This window comes from Bowmanella pacifica (genome assembly GCF_014645355.1).
Lineage (GTDB): Bacteria > Pseudomonadota > Gammaproteobacteria > Enterobacterales > Alteromonadaceae > Bowmanella > Bowmanella pacifica.
In genome coordinates this window covers 523,322-537,369 of record NZ_BMLS01000003.1, presented here as the reverse complement: position 1 = coordinate 537,369, position 14,048 = coordinate 523,322, and the positions used below count along the sequence as shown (strand labels likewise).

16 protein-coding genes are annotated in these 14,048 nt (G+C 50.4%); 7 read left to right on the top strand and 9 right to left on the bottom strand.

The annotated features are described in order from the left end of the window. Positions 1–11: 11 nt before the first annotated feature. Together IEX02_RS12450 and IEX02_RS12445 are read right to left on the bottom strand one after the other, a co-directional pair. Positions 12–236 carry a DUF2788 domain-containing protein gene (locus IEX02_RS12450; protein ID WP_188695466.1) on the bottom strand — a complete coding sequence of 75 codons (225 nt, stop codon included), beginning with the start codon at positions 234–236 and terminating at the stop codon, positions 12–14. 55 nt (positions 237–291) lie between these two features. Next, positions 292–1,065 (bottom strand): alpha/beta fold hydrolase, encoded by a 774-nt coding sequence (locus IEX02_RS12445; RefSeq protein WP_188695463.1) that lies wholly within the window; start codon positions 1,063–1,065, stop codon positions 292–294. A gap of 128 nt (positions 1,066–1,193) precedes the next feature. On the opposite strand from IEX02_RS12445, the gene IEX02_RS12440 reads away from it, so the two are divergent. The 5 genes from IEX02_RS12440 (at position 1,194) to astE (ending at position 8,876) form a co-directional block, all read left to right on the top strand. After that, entirely contained in the window at positions 1,194–1,775 is a 582-nt protein-coding gene (locus tag IEX02_RS12440; RefSeq protein ID WP_188695458.1) for a hypothetical protein, read from the top strand. Positions 1,776–1,808: 33 nt separating this feature from the next. Next, a complete protein-coding gene (pgm, locus tag IEX02_RS12435) occupies positions 1,809–3,458 on the top strand; it encodes a phosphoglucomutase (alpha-D-glucose-1,6-bisphosphate-dependent) (RefSeq protein ID WP_188695455.1) in 1,650 nt (549 codons plus the stop codon). A 310-nt stretch (positions 3,459–3,768) separates the two neighbouring features. After that, positions 3,769–6,261 (top strand): glycogen/starch/alpha-glucan phosphorylase, encoded by a 2,493-nt coding sequence (locus tag IEX02_RS12430; RefSeq protein WP_188695452.1) that lies wholly within the window; start codon positions 3,769–3,771, stop codon positions 6,259–6,261. Between the two features lie 203 nt (positions 6,262–6,464). After that, positions 6,465–7,778 carry a putative bifunctional diguanylate cyclase/phosphodiesterase gene (locus IEX02_RS12425; protein WP_188695449.1) on the top strand — a complete coding sequence of 438 codons (1,314 nt, stop codon included), beginning with the start codon at positions 6,465–6,467 and terminating at the stop codon, positions 7,776–7,778. A gap of 66 nt (positions 7,779–7,844) precedes the next feature. Beyond that, entirely contained in the window at positions 7,845–8,876 is a 1,032-nt protein-coding gene (gene astE / locus IEX02_RS12420) for a succinylglutamate desuccinylase (RefSeq protein WP_188695448.1), read from the top strand. A 1-nt stretch (position 8,877) separates the two neighbouring features. Here astE and IEX02_RS12415 read toward each other — a convergent pair whose 3' ends face one another. Beyond that, positions 8,878–9,474 carry a substrate-binding periplasmic protein gene (locus IEX02_RS12415; RefSeq protein ID WP_229702210.1) on the bottom strand — a complete coding sequence of 199 codons (597 nt, stop codon included), beginning with the start codon at positions 9,472–9,474 and terminating at the stop codon, positions 8,878–8,880. A 200-nt stretch (positions 9,475–9,674) separates the two neighbouring features. Here IEX02_RS12415 and IEX02_RS12410 point away from each other — a divergent pair, with 200 nt between their 5' ends. Together IEX02_RS12410 and IEX02_RS12405 are read left to right on the top strand one after the other, a co-directional pair. After that, positions 9,675–10,088 (top strand): HIT domain-containing protein, encoded by a 414-nt coding sequence (locus tag IEX02_RS12410; RefSeq protein WP_188695442.1) that lies wholly within the window; start codon positions 9,675–9,677, stop codon positions 10,086–10,088. Continuing rightward, a complete protein-coding gene (locus IEX02_RS12405; RefSeq protein ID WP_188695437.1) occupies positions 10,085–10,408 on the top strand; it encodes a heavy metal-binding domain-containing protein in 324 nt (107 codons plus the stop codon). The genes IEX02_RS12410 and IEX02_RS12405 overlap by 4 nt, the downstream gene beginning before the upstream one ends. On the opposite strand, the gene IEX02_RS12400 is transcribed toward IEX02_RS12405, so the two are convergent. The 6 genes from IEX02_RS12400 to IEX02_RS12375 form a co-directional block, all read right to left on the bottom strand. Continuing rightward, the gene (locus IEX02_RS12400; RefSeq protein WP_188695433.1) at positions 10,396–10,578 is read right to left on the bottom strand and encodes a DUF2897 family protein; all 183 of its coding nucleotides are present in this window, start codon (positions 10,576–10,578) and stop codon (positions 10,396–10,398) included. The genes IEX02_RS12405 and IEX02_RS12400 overlap by 13 nt on opposite strands. Next, entirely contained in the window at positions 10,575–11,261 is a 687-nt protein-coding gene (locus tag IEX02_RS12395; protein WP_188695430.1) for a M15 family metallopeptidase, read from the bottom strand. Before IEX02_RS12395 ends, IEX02_RS12400 begins: the two co-directional genes overlap by 4 nt. Continuing rightward, entirely contained in the window at positions 11,255–12,385 is a 1,131-nt protein-coding gene (dapE, locus tag IEX02_RS12390) for a succinyl-diaminopimelate desuccinylase (RefSeq protein ID WP_188695427.1), read from the bottom strand. The genes IEX02_RS12395 and dapE overlap by 7 nt, the downstream gene beginning before the upstream one ends. Further along, on the bottom strand, positions 12,375–12,725 hold the full coding sequence (locus tag IEX02_RS12385; protein ID WP_188695424.1) for an ArsC family reductase: 351 nt from the start codon (positions 12,723–12,725) through the stop codon (positions 12,375–12,377). The genes dapE and IEX02_RS12385 overlap by 11 nt, the downstream gene beginning before the upstream one ends. Positions 12,726–12,864: 139 nt before the next feature. Beyond that, on the bottom strand, positions 12,865–13,374 hold the full coding sequence (locus IEX02_RS12380; RefSeq protein WP_188695421.1) for a PTS sugar transporter subunit IIA: 510 nt from the start codon (positions 13,372–13,374) through the stop codon (positions 12,865–12,867). Position 13,375: 1 nt separating this feature from the next. Then, a complete protein-coding gene (locus IEX02_RS12375) occupies positions 13,376–13,756 on the bottom strand; it encodes an ACT domain-containing protein (protein ID WP_188695419.1) in 381 nt (126 codons plus the stop codon). Between the last annotated feature and the right edge of the window lie 292 nt (positions 13,757–14,048).

The window sequence follows — 14,048 nt, the reverse complement described above, 5'->3', positions numbered from 1 at the left end:
GTTTGACGTGGTTAGCCGCCCACGCCGGATGATTGCCAAAAAACTTGAATCAGCCCCTTTGCCAGGAAGCCGGCGGCGCCCAGAAACAGCACCAGATAAACCACTGCCCGACCTACTATGGGTACATTGTTCTTTTTCAGCACATCATGTACTGCAAAGCCCATCAGTAGAAACAGGGCCACTAAGGTCAGGTTGAGGACAATGGCTTCAATTTGCTCATAATACTGGCTCAACATGGCTCTGATACCTCATGAAAACGGCGCGGACTATAGCACAATGCCGCTCTATATGCTAATGAGTCTCATCTACGCGAATGAAATCGCGAACAATCTTACAAAAAGCGGCGGGCTTTTCTGCATGCAACCAATGTCCGGCATCAGCGATAATGCGTCCTTGGCTACGTGGAAACTGCGCGGCGATTGTATCCTTATACGCCGCCTGGAGATAGTCCGATTGACCGCCTTTAATAAAAAGTGTCGGGCCTGGGTAGCATAATTCGCTAAAAGGCCAGTCGGTAATTTTGCTGTAGTCCCGCTGCAATAGGGCAAGGTTAAAGCGCCATTGCCATTGGCCATGCTCCTGAGCCAGGCTTTTCAGCAAAAACTGTCTGACGCCAGGCTCTTTAATATGCTCAGCCATTTGTCTGTCTGCCTGGCGCCTGTCCTGCAAGGCGGGCAAATCTACCTGGTTCAGTCCAGCAAAGATACTGCCATGCCTGTCAGGGTAGGCGACCGGAGCAATATCCGCGACAATCAACTGGCTGACGCGCTCAGGATGATGCTGGGCCAAACACATGGCAACTTTTCCGCCCATTGAGTGCCCCAGTACTGCGGCTTTTTTCACAGCCAGACTATCTAATAACTGCAATACTTGCTGACTATAGTCCAGATAACTAAAGGTTGTGGTGTGACCGGAGCGCCCATGGTCAGGCAGGTCGACGGCAATGATTTGGTATTGACCTTCCAACTCCCGGCGAACGCCGCCGAGGTTTTCCAGGCTGCCAAACAAGCCGTGTAGTAATACTAAAGGCTGCCCTTGTCCGCTGATCTGATGATTCAATGTCATGGAATTTAGCTATTGCATGGAAAGTAAAGCCGGCCGTTATAACACAAACAGACTATGCTGCGCGAGACTGTACCCGGCGGCCAGGCCAAGTATAATGACCGCCAGGTGAATAATCAGCAGTACAAAAAATGAAAAACATAGAAATTGATGAAGAGCTGTATCGTTATATTGCCGCACAGACCCAGCACATTGGTGAAAGTGCCTCGCAAATCCTGCGTCGTCTGTTGTTCAGTGATGGAAAGGTAAAAGTTGATGCTGTGCAGGTTGCCGCGCCCAAAGAGGAGGCTGTAGTGGCTCCCCCGGTTAAATCTGCGCCAGTGGCTAAGTCGGCGTTACCTGTTCAGGAAGGGGCATTGTTTGACTATCTGGAGCAGGCCGGTGTGGCTGAGATGGGCAGCGTCGTTGAGCGTTTTATTGAAGTACTGGCTGCGCTGGCGCGTTTTCAGGGTAAAGAATTTGCCAAGGTACTGGAGCTTAAGGGGCGGAACCGCACTTACTTTGCTATCAGTAAGGAAGAGTTGCTGGCGGCAGGTAGCAGCACCAATCCGAAAATGCTGCCGGGTAGCTGTTATTGGGTCGTGACCAACAACAACACCCGTAAGAAACTGACCATGATTATGGAAGTCGCTAAGTTATTAGGCTATAGCGATAGCGATGCAACGCGTTTAGCGCGTTTCCTGGATGCTGAATTTGGCAAAGACGCCGAGTAATTAAATATTTAAGCGCTGAAGTAAGGAGAACCGATGGCACTTCACCCCCTGGCAGGACATCCCGCCACTGATGCACAACTGGCTAATATTCCCCGGCTGGTGGCTGCGTATTACAGTTTAAAGCCAGACAAGTCAGATCCGGCCCACGCAGTGGTGTTTGGTACCTCGGGTCATCGCGGCAGTTCGCTGAAGAGCACCTTTAATGATGTGCATATCGCTGCTATCTGTCAGGCGTTGGCGGAATACCGGCAGGCCAATAACATTGACGGCCCGCTATTTGTTGGCATGGATACCCATGCGCTGTCCGAGCCTGCCTTTATTACCGCCTTGGAAGTGCTTAGCGCTAATCAGGTGCAACTGGTGGTGGAAGCTGGACGCGGGTTTACCCCCACACCCGCCGTTTCTTTGGCTATTCTTAATTATAATCGTGAACGTACCAGCGGATTTGCTGATGGCATTGTGATTACCCCTTCCCATAATCCACCTGAGGACGGCGGTTTCAAATACAATCCGCCTCATGGCGGGCCGGCCGATACCCAAGTAACGGATCAGATTCAAACCCGCGCCAATGATTTGATTGCCAAAGACTTGCAAGGTGTTAAACGCCAGGATTTTTCCCAGGCACTGCGCAGTGGTTACGTACATGAACGGGATTTCGCCGAGGATTATGTGGCGCAGCTTGATCAAGTCGTTGATATGCAGGCCATCGCACAGGCGGGCTTAAAGCTGGGGACAGATCCGCTTGGCGGGGCGGGACTGGCATACTGGGATCGCATTGCTGAGCGATACAAGTTAGATATCCAAGTGGTTAACCGTCGGGTTGATCCAGCGTTTTCCTTTATGCACCTGGATAAGGACGGCAAGATCCGCATGGATTGCTCGTCCCCTTATGCCATGGCTGGTTTAATCAATATGAAAGACCAGTTTGACTTGGCCTTTGGCAATGACGCGGATTTCGATCGTCACGGTATTGTGTGCAAGTCCAGCGGTTTGATGAATCCTAACCATTATCTGGCCGTGGCCATCGATTACCTATACCGCCACCGTCCAGCGTGGAATGACAAACTGAAGATTGGTAAAACCCTGGTATCATCAAGCATGATCGACAGGGTAGCAGCGGCACTGAATCGTCCGTTGGCGGAGATGCCAGTGGGCTTTAAATGGTTCGTACCATATATGCTGGACGGCAGCATGGGTTTTGCCGGTGAGGAAAGTGCCGGAGGGATTTTCTTGCGCCGTGACGGCAGTGCCTGGGCAACCGACAAGGACGGTATTATTTTGTGCTTGCTGGCGGCCGAAATATTGGCGGTCACAGGTAAAGATCCGGGGCAGGCGTATCAGGATTTAACCGACAAGTTTGGTGCACCAAGCTATAAAAGGATTGATGTGGTAGCAAACGCGGCGCAAAAGCAGCGTTTGTCTAGCATGACCCCTGAGGTGGTAACCTCTAAGCAGTTAGCCGGTGAAGCCATCGAACAGATTCTGACCCGTGCGCCAGGTAATGATGCAGCAATAGGTGGGCTTAAGGTTTGTACGCAAAATGGTTGGTTTGCGGCGCGTCCATCCGGTACTGAGTCGGTTTATAAAATTTACGCGGAAAGTTTTAAAGGCGATGCCCATTTGCAGTTGCTGATAGATGAAGCGCAGGCCTTAGTTAATCAGGTCTTTGAGGCTGAAAGTTAAGCTACTGATCTAATCATCCGCTAAAATGTTAATGAAATGCTATCAGTGCCCGGTTTTACCGGGCATTGTTTTTTCTGTTAACCAGGCTGCAACAAAATTGCCATTTCAATTCCATTCAAAAACATTACACTCAGGACTGTTTTGTAATTAAATTACAAAACAGTCAGGCTGGATTGGCTAAACTAGAGACTCTAGTAAAAGGTTAGCGCCTCAATTTGACAGTTGAGGTTTTCGTTCCTGGCTGGTAAGAATTTCTGCAAATGTCTGCCGCGTTGAGCTGGCAGGCGGAGACATTCCATAGGGGATAGCGATGAACACGACAGGCAACTCGGCATTACATCCACAACAAACAAAAGCCATAACGGAACTGGATAAGAACGATATTAAGCAAGCCATTATCCGTCATCTGCATTGTTCGCTGGGAACCGATGAAAACAAGGCCAATAACCATGCCTGGTGGAAGGCGACCTGCGCCGCTGTTCAGGAGCAGGTTATGGAGCGTCTGCGTATAACGCAAAAGACCCATTATATGAACGACACCCGGGCGGTACATTATTTCTCCGCCGAGTTTTTGATGGGCCGCTTGATGGGCAATAACCTGCAAAATCTGGGATTGTTTGACGCGACTCGCCAGGCGCTGATGGAACTGGGTGTAGAGCTCAGTGACGTGATGGAAGAAGAACCGGATATGGCGCTGGGTAACGGTGGTTTGGGCCGGTTGGCGGCTTGCTTTATTGACTCACTGGCTACCTTGCAATTGCCTGCCATTGGTTACGGTCTTCACTACGAGCATGGTCTGTTTCGCCAGGAGATTCAGTATGGGGCGCAGATTGAACGGCCTGATACCTGGCGCGACTACGGTAATCCATGGGAAATTTGTCGTCCTGAGTCCACTCAGGAAGTGTCGCTATATGGTTATGTGGAGACAAAGTACGGTGACAATGGACAAATCTGCAAGGAATGGCACCCAGGCTCTATTGTCAAAGGGGTACCTTGGGATATTCCGGTGGTGGGATACGGCGGTGATACTGTAAACGTACTCAGGCTGTGGGAAAGCCGGGCGTCCGGTTATTTTAACTGGGACGTGTTCAATGCCGGTGGCTATGTGGATGCACAGCGGGAAAATGTACAGGCAGAGACTATCTCCAAGGTGTTGTATCCCAATGATGAAACCGAAGCCGGCAAGGAACTGCGCTTAATTCAGCAGTATTTCTTCTGTGCCTGCTCGTTAAAAGACATTATTCGCCGTTACAAACGCGCTCATGGCGATGACTGGAGCCGTTTTGCAGAACAGGTGGTGATTCAACTTAACGATACCCACCCGGCGATTGCCATTGCTGAACTGATGCGTATTCTGGTTGACAGAGCGCAGATGGATTGGGACAAAGCCTGGGATATTTGTACCCGCACTTTTGCCTATACCAACCACACTTTGTTGCCAGAAGCGCTGGAGCGCTGGCCGGCCCGGATGTTGGAAAAAATCCTGCCGCGTCACCTGGAAATTATCTATGAGATCAATCACCGCTTTATGGCCCTGGTAGACAAGACCTGGCCAGGGAATGATGCGGTCAAACGTAAGCTGTCCATCATTGAAGAAGGTAGTGAGAAGATGATCCGTATGGGCAACTTGTCGGTTATTGGCTCGTTTGCGGTCAACGGTGTGGCGGCTATTCACTCCAAGCTGGTGAAAGAGCAACTGTTTCCCGAGTTCGATCAACTGTGGCCCGGTAAGTTGACCAATGTGACCAACGGTATCACTCCCAGACGCTGGTTAAAGGCTTGTAACCCTAAACTGTCGACCTTGATCAGCAGTAAGTTGGGCGATGACTGGCCGGTCAAACTGGACAAGCTGCAGGGGCTGGCAAATTTTGCTGATGATGCAGAATTTCAGCGCCAGTTCATGCAGATAAAGCATGAAAACAAACTGGCCCTGGCCGCCGAAGTGAAGCGCCTGACTGGCGTGGAGCTGGATGCGGGGATGATCTTCGATGTACAGATTAAACGCCTGCATGAATACAAACGTCAGCACCTGAACCTTTTGCATATTATGGCCTTGTATCGTCGTTTACTGGAAAACCCAGATTATGACATGCACCCTCGCGCGTTCTTGTTTGGCGCCAAAGCAGCACCAGGTTACAAACTGGCGAAAGACATTATTTATGCCATCAACAAGGTGGCGGACAAAATCAATAACGACAAAAGGGTAAACCATAAACTCAAGGTAGTGTTTTTACCCAATTACCGGGTTAGCCTGGCCGAAAAGATGATTCCGGCTGCGGATATCTCCGAGCAGATTTCCACTGCAGGCAAAGAAGCCTCTGGGACTGGTAACATGAAATTGGCGTTAAATGGGGCCGTGACGGTAGGTACGTTAGATGGTGCTAATATCGAAATTGCCGAGGAAGTGGGGGAAGAGAATATCTTTATCTTCGGCTTAACTGTCGAGCAAGTGCATAAAATGCAAAAGGCCGGATATAACCCTTATGATTACTATGACACCAGCCGCGAGATCAAAGCGATTTTGGATTGGCTGGAGACCGATTATTTTACGCCGGGTAAACCGGGTGAATTGGTCAGCGTGAAGCACAGTTTACTGGACGGTGGCGACCCCTATATGGTGCTGGCAGATTTTGATGCCTACTCAAGTGCTCAGCGCCAGGCTGACTTAGCTTATCGGGATAAAGCGCGCTGGGCGCGGATGGCAATTTTTAATACCGCGCGGATGGGGAAATTCAACTCGGATCGCTCAATACGCGATTACGTGGAAAAAATTTGGCGCCTGTCGCCCTGCAAGGTAGACTAGCGAAAAATAAGCAAGGCTGGGTGATTAGCAGGATGATCGCCAGAGGCCTTGCGTTACGCATGGAAGCGTTCGGTGCGAAACCACGTTTCCGGATTATTGTTACCCGCATGACGCGGCGTAAGGATGTGGTGTGTTTTACACCCGGCCAGCGCTTTGCATAGAGGGCTGGCTGTTCTGGTTATTCAGAGGTAAAGCCGTACTCAATGAGTGTTTCATATCAGTCCCTGGCGACCATTCCCAACAGGTATGCATTTTTTGACCGCATAGAACAGGCTGTTAATGTGACGCCTGAACTGTCGCTGTTGTTTATTGATGTTGTGCGTTTTTCTGATGTCAGTAGTAGCTTCGGATATAAAGTGGGCGACCTGATTCTCGAAGAGCTGGCCAAGCGTATCAAGGACTTATTTGGCCCTCATTGTCTACTGGGGCGCATTAGCGGCGACATCTTTGGCCTGATGATTCCTGGCTGTCACAGTGACGCGCAACTGCGCGGTTTTTACAGCCATTTGGTGGAACATTTCAAAACTCCCATCAGTTTTGATGACAATGCCTTTGTGGCCGACTTTAATGTAGGGGCCGTGGCAAACCTGACCGATAACCTGGACGCGGCCAAGCTGTTTGCCGGAGCCGAAACGGCACTCAAGCAGGCCAAGCAGAACAAGTACGATAACTTTCACATTACCCGTTTACATGAAAAAGCCGAAACCGGCCGCTCGCTGGCGCTAAAGGCTGATCTTAAGCGGGCCTTCGCCAATGACGAGCTGGAATTGTACTTTCAGCCCAAGGTCGATTTGCATACTTTCAAAGTCGTGGGGGCGGAATGCCTGTTACGTTGGAATCATCCGTTGGATGGCATCATTGTTCCTGGCAGCTTCATTGAAGCTGCTGAGTCTTACAATATGATGAATGAAGTCGGCTATTGGGTGTTGGAGAAGGCTTTTTACAGCGCCATGTTGCTTGAACAGATGGGGCTGGAATTACAGGTCTCGGTCAATATTTCCCCCACGCAGTTATATGACTCGCAGTTTGTCAGCAAAGTGAAGCGCCTGGCGGCAGACTATGCCGTGAATTTGTCGCGTTTGGAACTTGAGCTGACCGAAGATGTGGCCTTGTCCAACTCCTTATTGGTTAAGCGTCAACTGTCACAAATTAAGGCACTGGGGCTGTCCATTGCCGTCGATGACTTTGGCAAAGGGTACTCAAATCTGGCGTATATCCGCGATATCCAACTCAATACCATCAAGATAGACAAGACCTTTGTGATGGGATTGGATCGCAACCCGGTGAATAAGGCCATCATTCAGGCTTCCTTGTTAATCGCCGGTGCTCTGGATTGTCAGGTGATTGCCGAAGGCATTGAGTCGGTGGAACAGTTACACGCATTGCGTGAAATAGGGATCTGCAAGGGGCAGGGCTTCTTGTTTTCCAAAGCCGTTCCCTTTGAACGTTTGGTGGAATTTATTCATACCGATGTCATAGTCGGGGATTCTCTGGCGTACCGTGACCGTGTAAGTTGAGGACGCGCTGCCTCATCGCGGCTATTCTGGTAACATACGCACCAAATTCATCTAGCCGGGAAATCTATGTCCGTTGAGTTGTTGCGTAAACATGGTCAGTTTCTTTCTCTCAGTCGTCAATCGCCAGCACATTTTGATACGCCGCAGGCGTTTACGCTGGATAACGGCACCCTGGTAGAGATTACCGCCCCTGGTATCATCAGTTTCACGCCTGGCACGCCTAAAGGTAAAGACATTGTGCTGTCGTCTGGCGTACACGGCAACGAAACTGCCCCCATTGAAATTTGTGATGAGCTGGTGCAAGCCCTGTTAACTCAACAGCTAACGGCATGTCACAGGGTCTTGTTTTTGTTTGGTAATCTCCCTGCTATGGACTTAGGGGAGCGGTTCGTCGAAGAGAACATGAACCGCTTGTTCAGTGGCGCGCACTCATCGGGCCCCGGACTGATTAATCAAGAGCGGGTGAGGGCAAAAGCCCTGGAGCAGGCGGTGGCAGATTTTTACCGCCAAGGCGATAGCCTGGGACAAAGCTACCGTTGTCATTACGATCTGCATACTGCCATTCGTGGCTCAAAAAATGAGAAGTTTGCGGTGTATCCGTTCAGACATGGACAGCCCTGGAAAACCACTCAGCTGCAATTTTTGTACGCCTGTGGCGTGAATACCTTTTTGTTGTCAAACAGCCCCACCACCACGTTTAGCTATTATTCTTCTCATCAATTTGGTGCTGATGCCTTTACTGTTGAACTTGGTAAGGTCGCGCCCTTTGGACAGAACGAGATGGGCCGGTTTACGCAGGTTAGAGATACCTTATGGGCATTGGTGAGTCAGCCAGCTTTAATACTGCCAGAGTACAATCCGGACGATATGCTGGTGTATAAGATTAATCAGATTATCAATCGCACACAGGAAGACTTCAGATTGAACTTCCCTGATGATGCGCCCAACTTTGCCGATTTCCCCAAGGGCTATCTGCTGGCAGAAGAAACCGGGGCCCAGTATTTTGCTGAGCAGGAAGGGGAGGCGATAGTGTTTCCTAATGCCAAAGTGGCGATTGGCCAGCGGGCGTTACTTACCGTGGTACCCACCCGCATTTAGACTAGAGGTCTTTAAGCGCGAAATCCTGTTGATAGAGTGACAGCCTGAGCTTTTCCACCAGGCTGTCACTGGTGTCCAGGCTGGCCGCCAGGTAGGTGAGCTGATCCAGCTCTGGGATCATGTACACAAATTCCACATCCTGTTGGGTCAGGTTCAGGTTGAGTAACATCTCGTCAATGACATCGGGATCTTCAATAATCAGGTCAACTTTACCTTTACGCAGTAACTCCCAGGATTGCTGAATATCGGCGGTAAGAAACAACTGCTTTCCCAGTTCAAAGCCGTGGCGAATCAATACATCAGAGGCAACATCACGCCTTTGCACTGCCGTAACGTATTGACGGGCCTGTTCCAGGTGGGTAACGGTGATATTTTCGTGCCGTTTGAGCTTCAGAAAACCCAGCCGATAACGCCCCACTGCACCTACCCACTTAAATTTATGCTCGCGCTCCGGGGTTTTGGCCATGGCGTAGATAAGTGTATTTGGCCCTTTTAGTGCTCGTTCATATGCTCTGGCCCAGGGATAGGCTTCAATTTCGGTTTGTATGTTGGCAGCGTCTAATACCTGTTTAACCCGTTCGGTCACAATACCGCCCACCTGGCCATTTTCCCAAGTCTGAGAAGGTGGGGAAATTTCAGTGACAACTTTTAGAGGGACGGCGAAAATTGTCGTACAGACAAGGCTCAGACTGAGAAAACTGAACCGCAGCAGGCTGGAAACGGAAATTGAATTGGTCACAAGCTACACAACTGAGGTATCTTTGAAGCATCGAACTTAAGGCTACCTATTTACCCACCATGTTTCAACTGGATCACCGTTTAGCGCAAGATTGCCTGCTGATTACCGAACTGCCCCTGAGCCTAGTGTTGTTAATGAATGACAGCCAGTATCCCTGGACCATACTGGTGCCCAAAGTGGAAGGCGTGAGAGAAATCTTGGATTTGTCTGTAGCGCAGCAGCAACAGCTTTGGATTGAATCAGCCACTCTAACGCGTGCCATGCAGTCGCGCTATCAACCCGACAAAATGAATCTGGCCGCACTGGGCAATGTGGTTGAGCAATTGCATTTGCATCATATAGCCCGTTTTCGCCAGGACATCGCCTGGCCTGCCCCGGTATGGGGCAAGCATCCGGCACAGGCATATACAGCCGAGCAGGCACGCAGTGAATGCGAGGCCATTAGTGAGTTATTAGCGGAGTTTAAGGCATGATCATTACTACGACACACCATTTGGATAGCAAGGAGATTGAGGCTTACCTGGGCATAGTGGTTGGCGAAGCCGTAATGGGGGCAAACCTGTTTTCTGACTTGTTTGCCTCTATTCGCGATATTGTTGGTGGGCGCAGCGGCTCCTATGAGGATGAGCTAACCAAGGCGCGCAAGATTGCCTTTGCTGAGTTGGAAGCAGAAGCGCGCGCATTGGGTGCCAATGCAGTGTTAGCGGTAGATATTGACTATCAGGTAGTGGGCAGCAAAGGCAGTATGCTGATGGTGAGTATCAGTGGCACGGCCGTGCGTTATCGCGGATAGTCGTCTTCTTCGTCATCCCAGCCCGAATTTTTATCGTCACTTGTTTGGTTTTCGGGGTGCTTGTCTTTAAGACTGGGCAGCTTGTGATTGGCGGTTTGTTTTAGCAATAACAAATTACCGACGATAACCCCCAGCGCCAGGGCGATAATCAATGCAACGGTCCAGCTCATGGGTGGTTTGCCTCTGTGTCTAGTTGAATAAAGCGGCGATAGATTTCCGGCAGATTGGCCAATATGGCCTCTTTGCCGAGAATATCCAGTTCCTCAATACATTGCTGCAAGGTGGCAAGGCTAAGTTGAGACTGCATCTTTTGTGCGCAGGCCTTATGGCTAAGGTGCCAAGGTTCGGCAGCCACACCGCCGCTATAATGCTGATACGGGCGGAAAAATCCAAAGTGCTGCGCGTTATTATCCAGCCAGCAAGCCAGGTTATGGCAAGGGCCGCCTTGAGCATACTCTTGCGGGATTAACTGAAATTTTTCAGGGCAGTTATTCACCGCATCCGCATCATAGACATCTAAATCCGTGCCCCAATGATGGCGACTGGCTCCGGGCAGCGCCGACCAAGTCAAAATAGCCAAGAGTTTTTGCTGTTCTGAGAGCTGATTGATATCCAATGGCCGGCTGTTAATATCCAGAATAGGGCGCTGTCCCAGCCATTTGCTATTCCATATGGCTAACTGACGCTGGCAATCACGGTAAGTGCTAACAGGCTGTAGATCGATACCCGCATGATGTGCAGCCTGGCTCATATGTTCCATGGCCTGGGCGACCTCAGGTTGCAGCCAATGGCCGGGGCGCCACTCAATCAGGTGGCTGCGATCCCGACCGGTCAGCTGCAATTGGCTCAGCATAACAGACCTTCCAACAGGGCTTCGTAAGTGTCGGCCAGTTTATATAGGTCTTCAATTTTCACGCATTCGTTGACCTTGTGAATGGTGGCGTTTACTGGCCCAAGTTCAATGACTTGTGCACCTGTTGGGGCGATAAAGCGACCATCTGAAGTGCCTCCGGCAGTGGATAACTCGGTTTCCAGGCCGCAACCTTGACGAATTGCTTCGCGGGTTGCATCCACCAGTTTACCGCTGTCGGTCAAAAACGGCTGGCCGTTGAAGGTCCAATCCAGATCGTACTCCAGAGCATGTTTGTCCAAAATGGCACGGGTACGTTCAATCAGTTGCTGATCGGTCACTTCGGTACTGAAGCGGAAGTTAAATTGCACCGCCAGTTCGCCGGGGATCACATTTCCTGCACCGGTGCCGGCCTGGATATTGGAGATTTGAAAGCTGGTAGGGGGGAACGAGGCATTGCCTTTATCCCATTCTACGCCCGCCAATTCGGCCAGAGCGGGGGCCGCCTGATGCACTGGGTTACGTGCCAGGTGAGGGTAGGCCACATGGCCCTGAATGCCTTTTACCTGTAGGTGACCGGTTAATGAGCCGCGGCGACCATTTTTAACAATATCCCCCACTTTATGGGTGCTGGAGGGTTCACCCACGAGGCACCAGGTAATCTTCTCATTGCGGGCTTCGAGGGTGTCTATGACCCTTGTGGTGCCGTTAATAAAGGGTCCTTCCTCGTCGCTGGTGATCAAAAAGGCAATGCTGCCCAGATGCTCAGGATGATTTTCTACAAAGCGTCTGGTGGCAACCAACATAGCGGCCAGACTGCCTTTCATATCGGCGGCCCCACGGCCGTACAAGTAGCCGTCTTTCTCCGTCGGTTTAAAAGGCGGGGACTGCCATTTATCTAAAGGGCCTGGCGGTACCACATCGGTGTGACCGGCAAAGCAGAACAGTGGACCTTGTTTACCCTTGCGTGCCCACATGTTCAGGGTGTCTTCAAAGTGCATCATTTCGATATCAAAGCCCAGTGGGCTTAGAAACTCTGCCATTAATGTTTGGCAACCGGCATCTTCCGGCGTAATAGAATCTTTTTCTATCAGTGCTTTGGCTAGCGCCAGTACATCATTTTGCATTGAACAGGCTCGCGTAATCATCGGCTTTAAAACCGAGTTGGTAATCTTGGTTATGTTGCAGCAGTGGTCGTTTGATCATAGCCGGGTACTCGCACATCAGCGCAATGGCTTTGTCGGCGTCCATATCGGCTTTTTGGGCCTCGTCTAACTGACGGTAAGTGGTACCACGGGTGTTGAGCAAAGCTTGCCATCCCACAATATCGGCCACCTTACGCAGCCACTCACCATCCAGCCCCTGAACGCGGTAATCGTGAAATTCATAAGGGATGTTATGCTGTTCCAGCCAGGTTCTGGCTTTTTTAATGGTGTCGCAGTTTTTAATGCCGTACATGGTGGTCATGGGATGAGTCTTGTCTGAAACTAAGGGGCTGCAAGCTTAGCCTAAAGTCAGGCGCGATTGAACCATCTGCCACTGCCTTGCTATACCAAATACTGCCAATGCCACGCGTTTTGGAATTAGCGTGATGATCTCAAAAGCGTTAGCGAAAATGCAGTGTCATGCAGGGCTCCTGCATTGCCAACATACTTTGGCAGTGAGCCTGGATGCCGCTGAGTTTGCTAGTTTGCGATGTCAGCACCAGACAATGGGCGATGCCAAAGCGGCGCTTAAGTAAATTCAGGTCGAAATCCATCAGTGCCTGGCCCTGTGTAAAGGTCTGGCCACGACGCAGCTTAGCTTTGAATCCTTCGCCCATGAGTTTGTGGCTATCTATTCCTAATTGGATCAGCAGTTCTAGTCCCTGCTTGCTGCGCAGGCGCAATTGCTCACCGCTAACGGTATGGTCTTGCAAAATGCCATCGAAAGGGGCCTGCAGGCGATGCCCGGCCATATCGATAGCAATCCCAACTCCAAAAAGTCCATTGGCAAAGGCTGAGCTGGGTACAGCGTCGAGTAGCCCGACTTTACCACTGACGGGGGCCAACACGTCCAATTGCAAGCGGGAGCTTTCGGGGGCAAGGGGGCTGACCAGGTCACAAGGATCCCACATCTTAATCCACCTTATAGCCGTCTTGTTGTAACGCGCGAATTGCCCGTTCCAGGTCAGGCTGTTTAACCAGAAAGTAATCAGTTTCAAAGGTTGAAACGACAAAAATGCTGACCCGGGCTTTGGCCAGAACTGAACCTATACTGGCCATAATGCCCACCATGGACAACTGCAGTGGCCCTAAAACCTCCAGTATCCGCCAGCCTGCATCACAGTTCTCAGACGTCAGTGTTAAGGTATCCGGCACCACAATAGATAACTCGTCGCGGGTACGGCCGATAAAATATAAAGGTTGCGTTAATACTGCTGCGGGTAACTCGGCGTTCTGGGGAAAACTGTGAATACTGAAGCTTTCAGGTAACACGGCGAGAGTTTGTTTAGACATGGCGCTTCCTTTGTGGCCAAAGACCGGATCGTTATTGTGCGCAACGGCTTGAGTGGGTGCAAGTTAGTAGATCTGGCTATTTTGACAAGGTTATCCACGATATCTGTGGATAACCTTGTTGAGTTCTCGTTATAAGGTTTATATGTTATTGAAAATAAATGAAAAAGTTATCCTGCTCGGTTTTTCTACAGTGGTGGTTAAATCAACGATTTTGGCCGTTTTTTACTAAAGTCAACCGTAAGTTAGTGAATTTAAAGCCTTGACGAGGGGGCTTGGCATACGTAAAAGAGGC

What these genes read in the sequence shown, in the direction of transcription:
- IEX02_RS12450 (WP_188695466.1), bottom strand. Translation starts at nt 236, where the DNA reads ATGTTGAGCCAGTATTATGAGCAAATTGAAGCCATTGTCCTCAACCTG.
- IEX02_RS12445 (WP_188695463.1), bottom strand. Translation starts at nt 1,065, where the DNA reads ATGACATTGAATCATCAGATCAGCGGACAAGGGCAGCCTTTAGTATTA.
- IEX02_RS12440 (WP_188695458.1), top strand. Translation starts at nt 1,194, where the DNA reads ATGAAAAACATAGAAATTGATGAAGAGCTGTATCGTTATATTGCCGCA.
- pgm (WP_188695455.1), top strand. Translation starts at nt 1,809, where the DNA reads ATGGCACTTCACCCCCTGGCAGGACATCCCGCCACTGATGCACAACTG.
- IEX02_RS12430 (WP_188695452.1), top strand. Translation starts at nt 3,769, where the DNA reads ATGAACACGACAGGCAACTCGGCATTACATCCACAACAAACAAAAGCC.
- IEX02_RS12425 (WP_188695449.1), top strand. Translation starts at nt 6,465, where the DNA reads ATGAGTGTTTCATATCAGTCCCTGGCGACCATTCCCAACAGGTATGCA.
- astE (WP_188695448.1), top strand. Translation starts at nt 7,845, where the DNA reads ATGTCCGTTGAGTTGTTGCGTAAACATGGTCAGTTTCTTTCTCTCAGT.
- IEX02_RS12410 (WP_188695442.1), top strand. Translation starts at nt 9,675, where the DNA reads ATGTTTCAACTGGATCACCGTTTAGCGCAAGATTGCCTGCTGATTACC.
- IEX02_RS12405 (WP_188695437.1), top strand. Translation starts at nt 10,085, where the DNA reads ATGATCATTACTACGACACACCATTTGGATAGCAAGGAGATTGAGGCT.
- IEX02_RS12400 (WP_188695433.1), bottom strand. Translation starts at nt 10,578, where the DNA reads ATGAGCTGGACCGTTGCATTGATTATCGCCCTGGCGCTGGGGGTTATC.
- IEX02_RS12395 (WP_188695430.1), bottom strand. Translation starts at nt 11,261, where the DNA reads ATGCTGAGCCAATTGCAGCTGACCGGTCGGGATCGCAGCCACCTGATT.
- dapE (WP_188695427.1), bottom strand. Translation starts at nt 12,385, where the DNA reads ATGCAAAATGATGTACTGGCGCTAGCCAAAGCACTGATAGAAAAAGAT.
- IEX02_RS12385 (WP_188695424.1), bottom strand. Translation starts at nt 12,725, where the DNA reads ATGACCACCATGTACGGCATTAAAAACTGCGACACCATTAAAAAAGCC.
- IEX02_RS12380 (WP_188695421.1), bottom strand. Translation starts at nt 13,374, where the DNA reads ATGTGGGATCCTTGTGACCTGGTCAGCCCCCTTGCCCCCGAAAGCTCC.
- IEX02_RS12375 (WP_188695419.1), bottom strand. Translation starts at nt 13,756, where the DNA reads ATGTCTAAACAAACTCTCGCCGTGTTACCTGAAAGCTTCAGTATTCAC.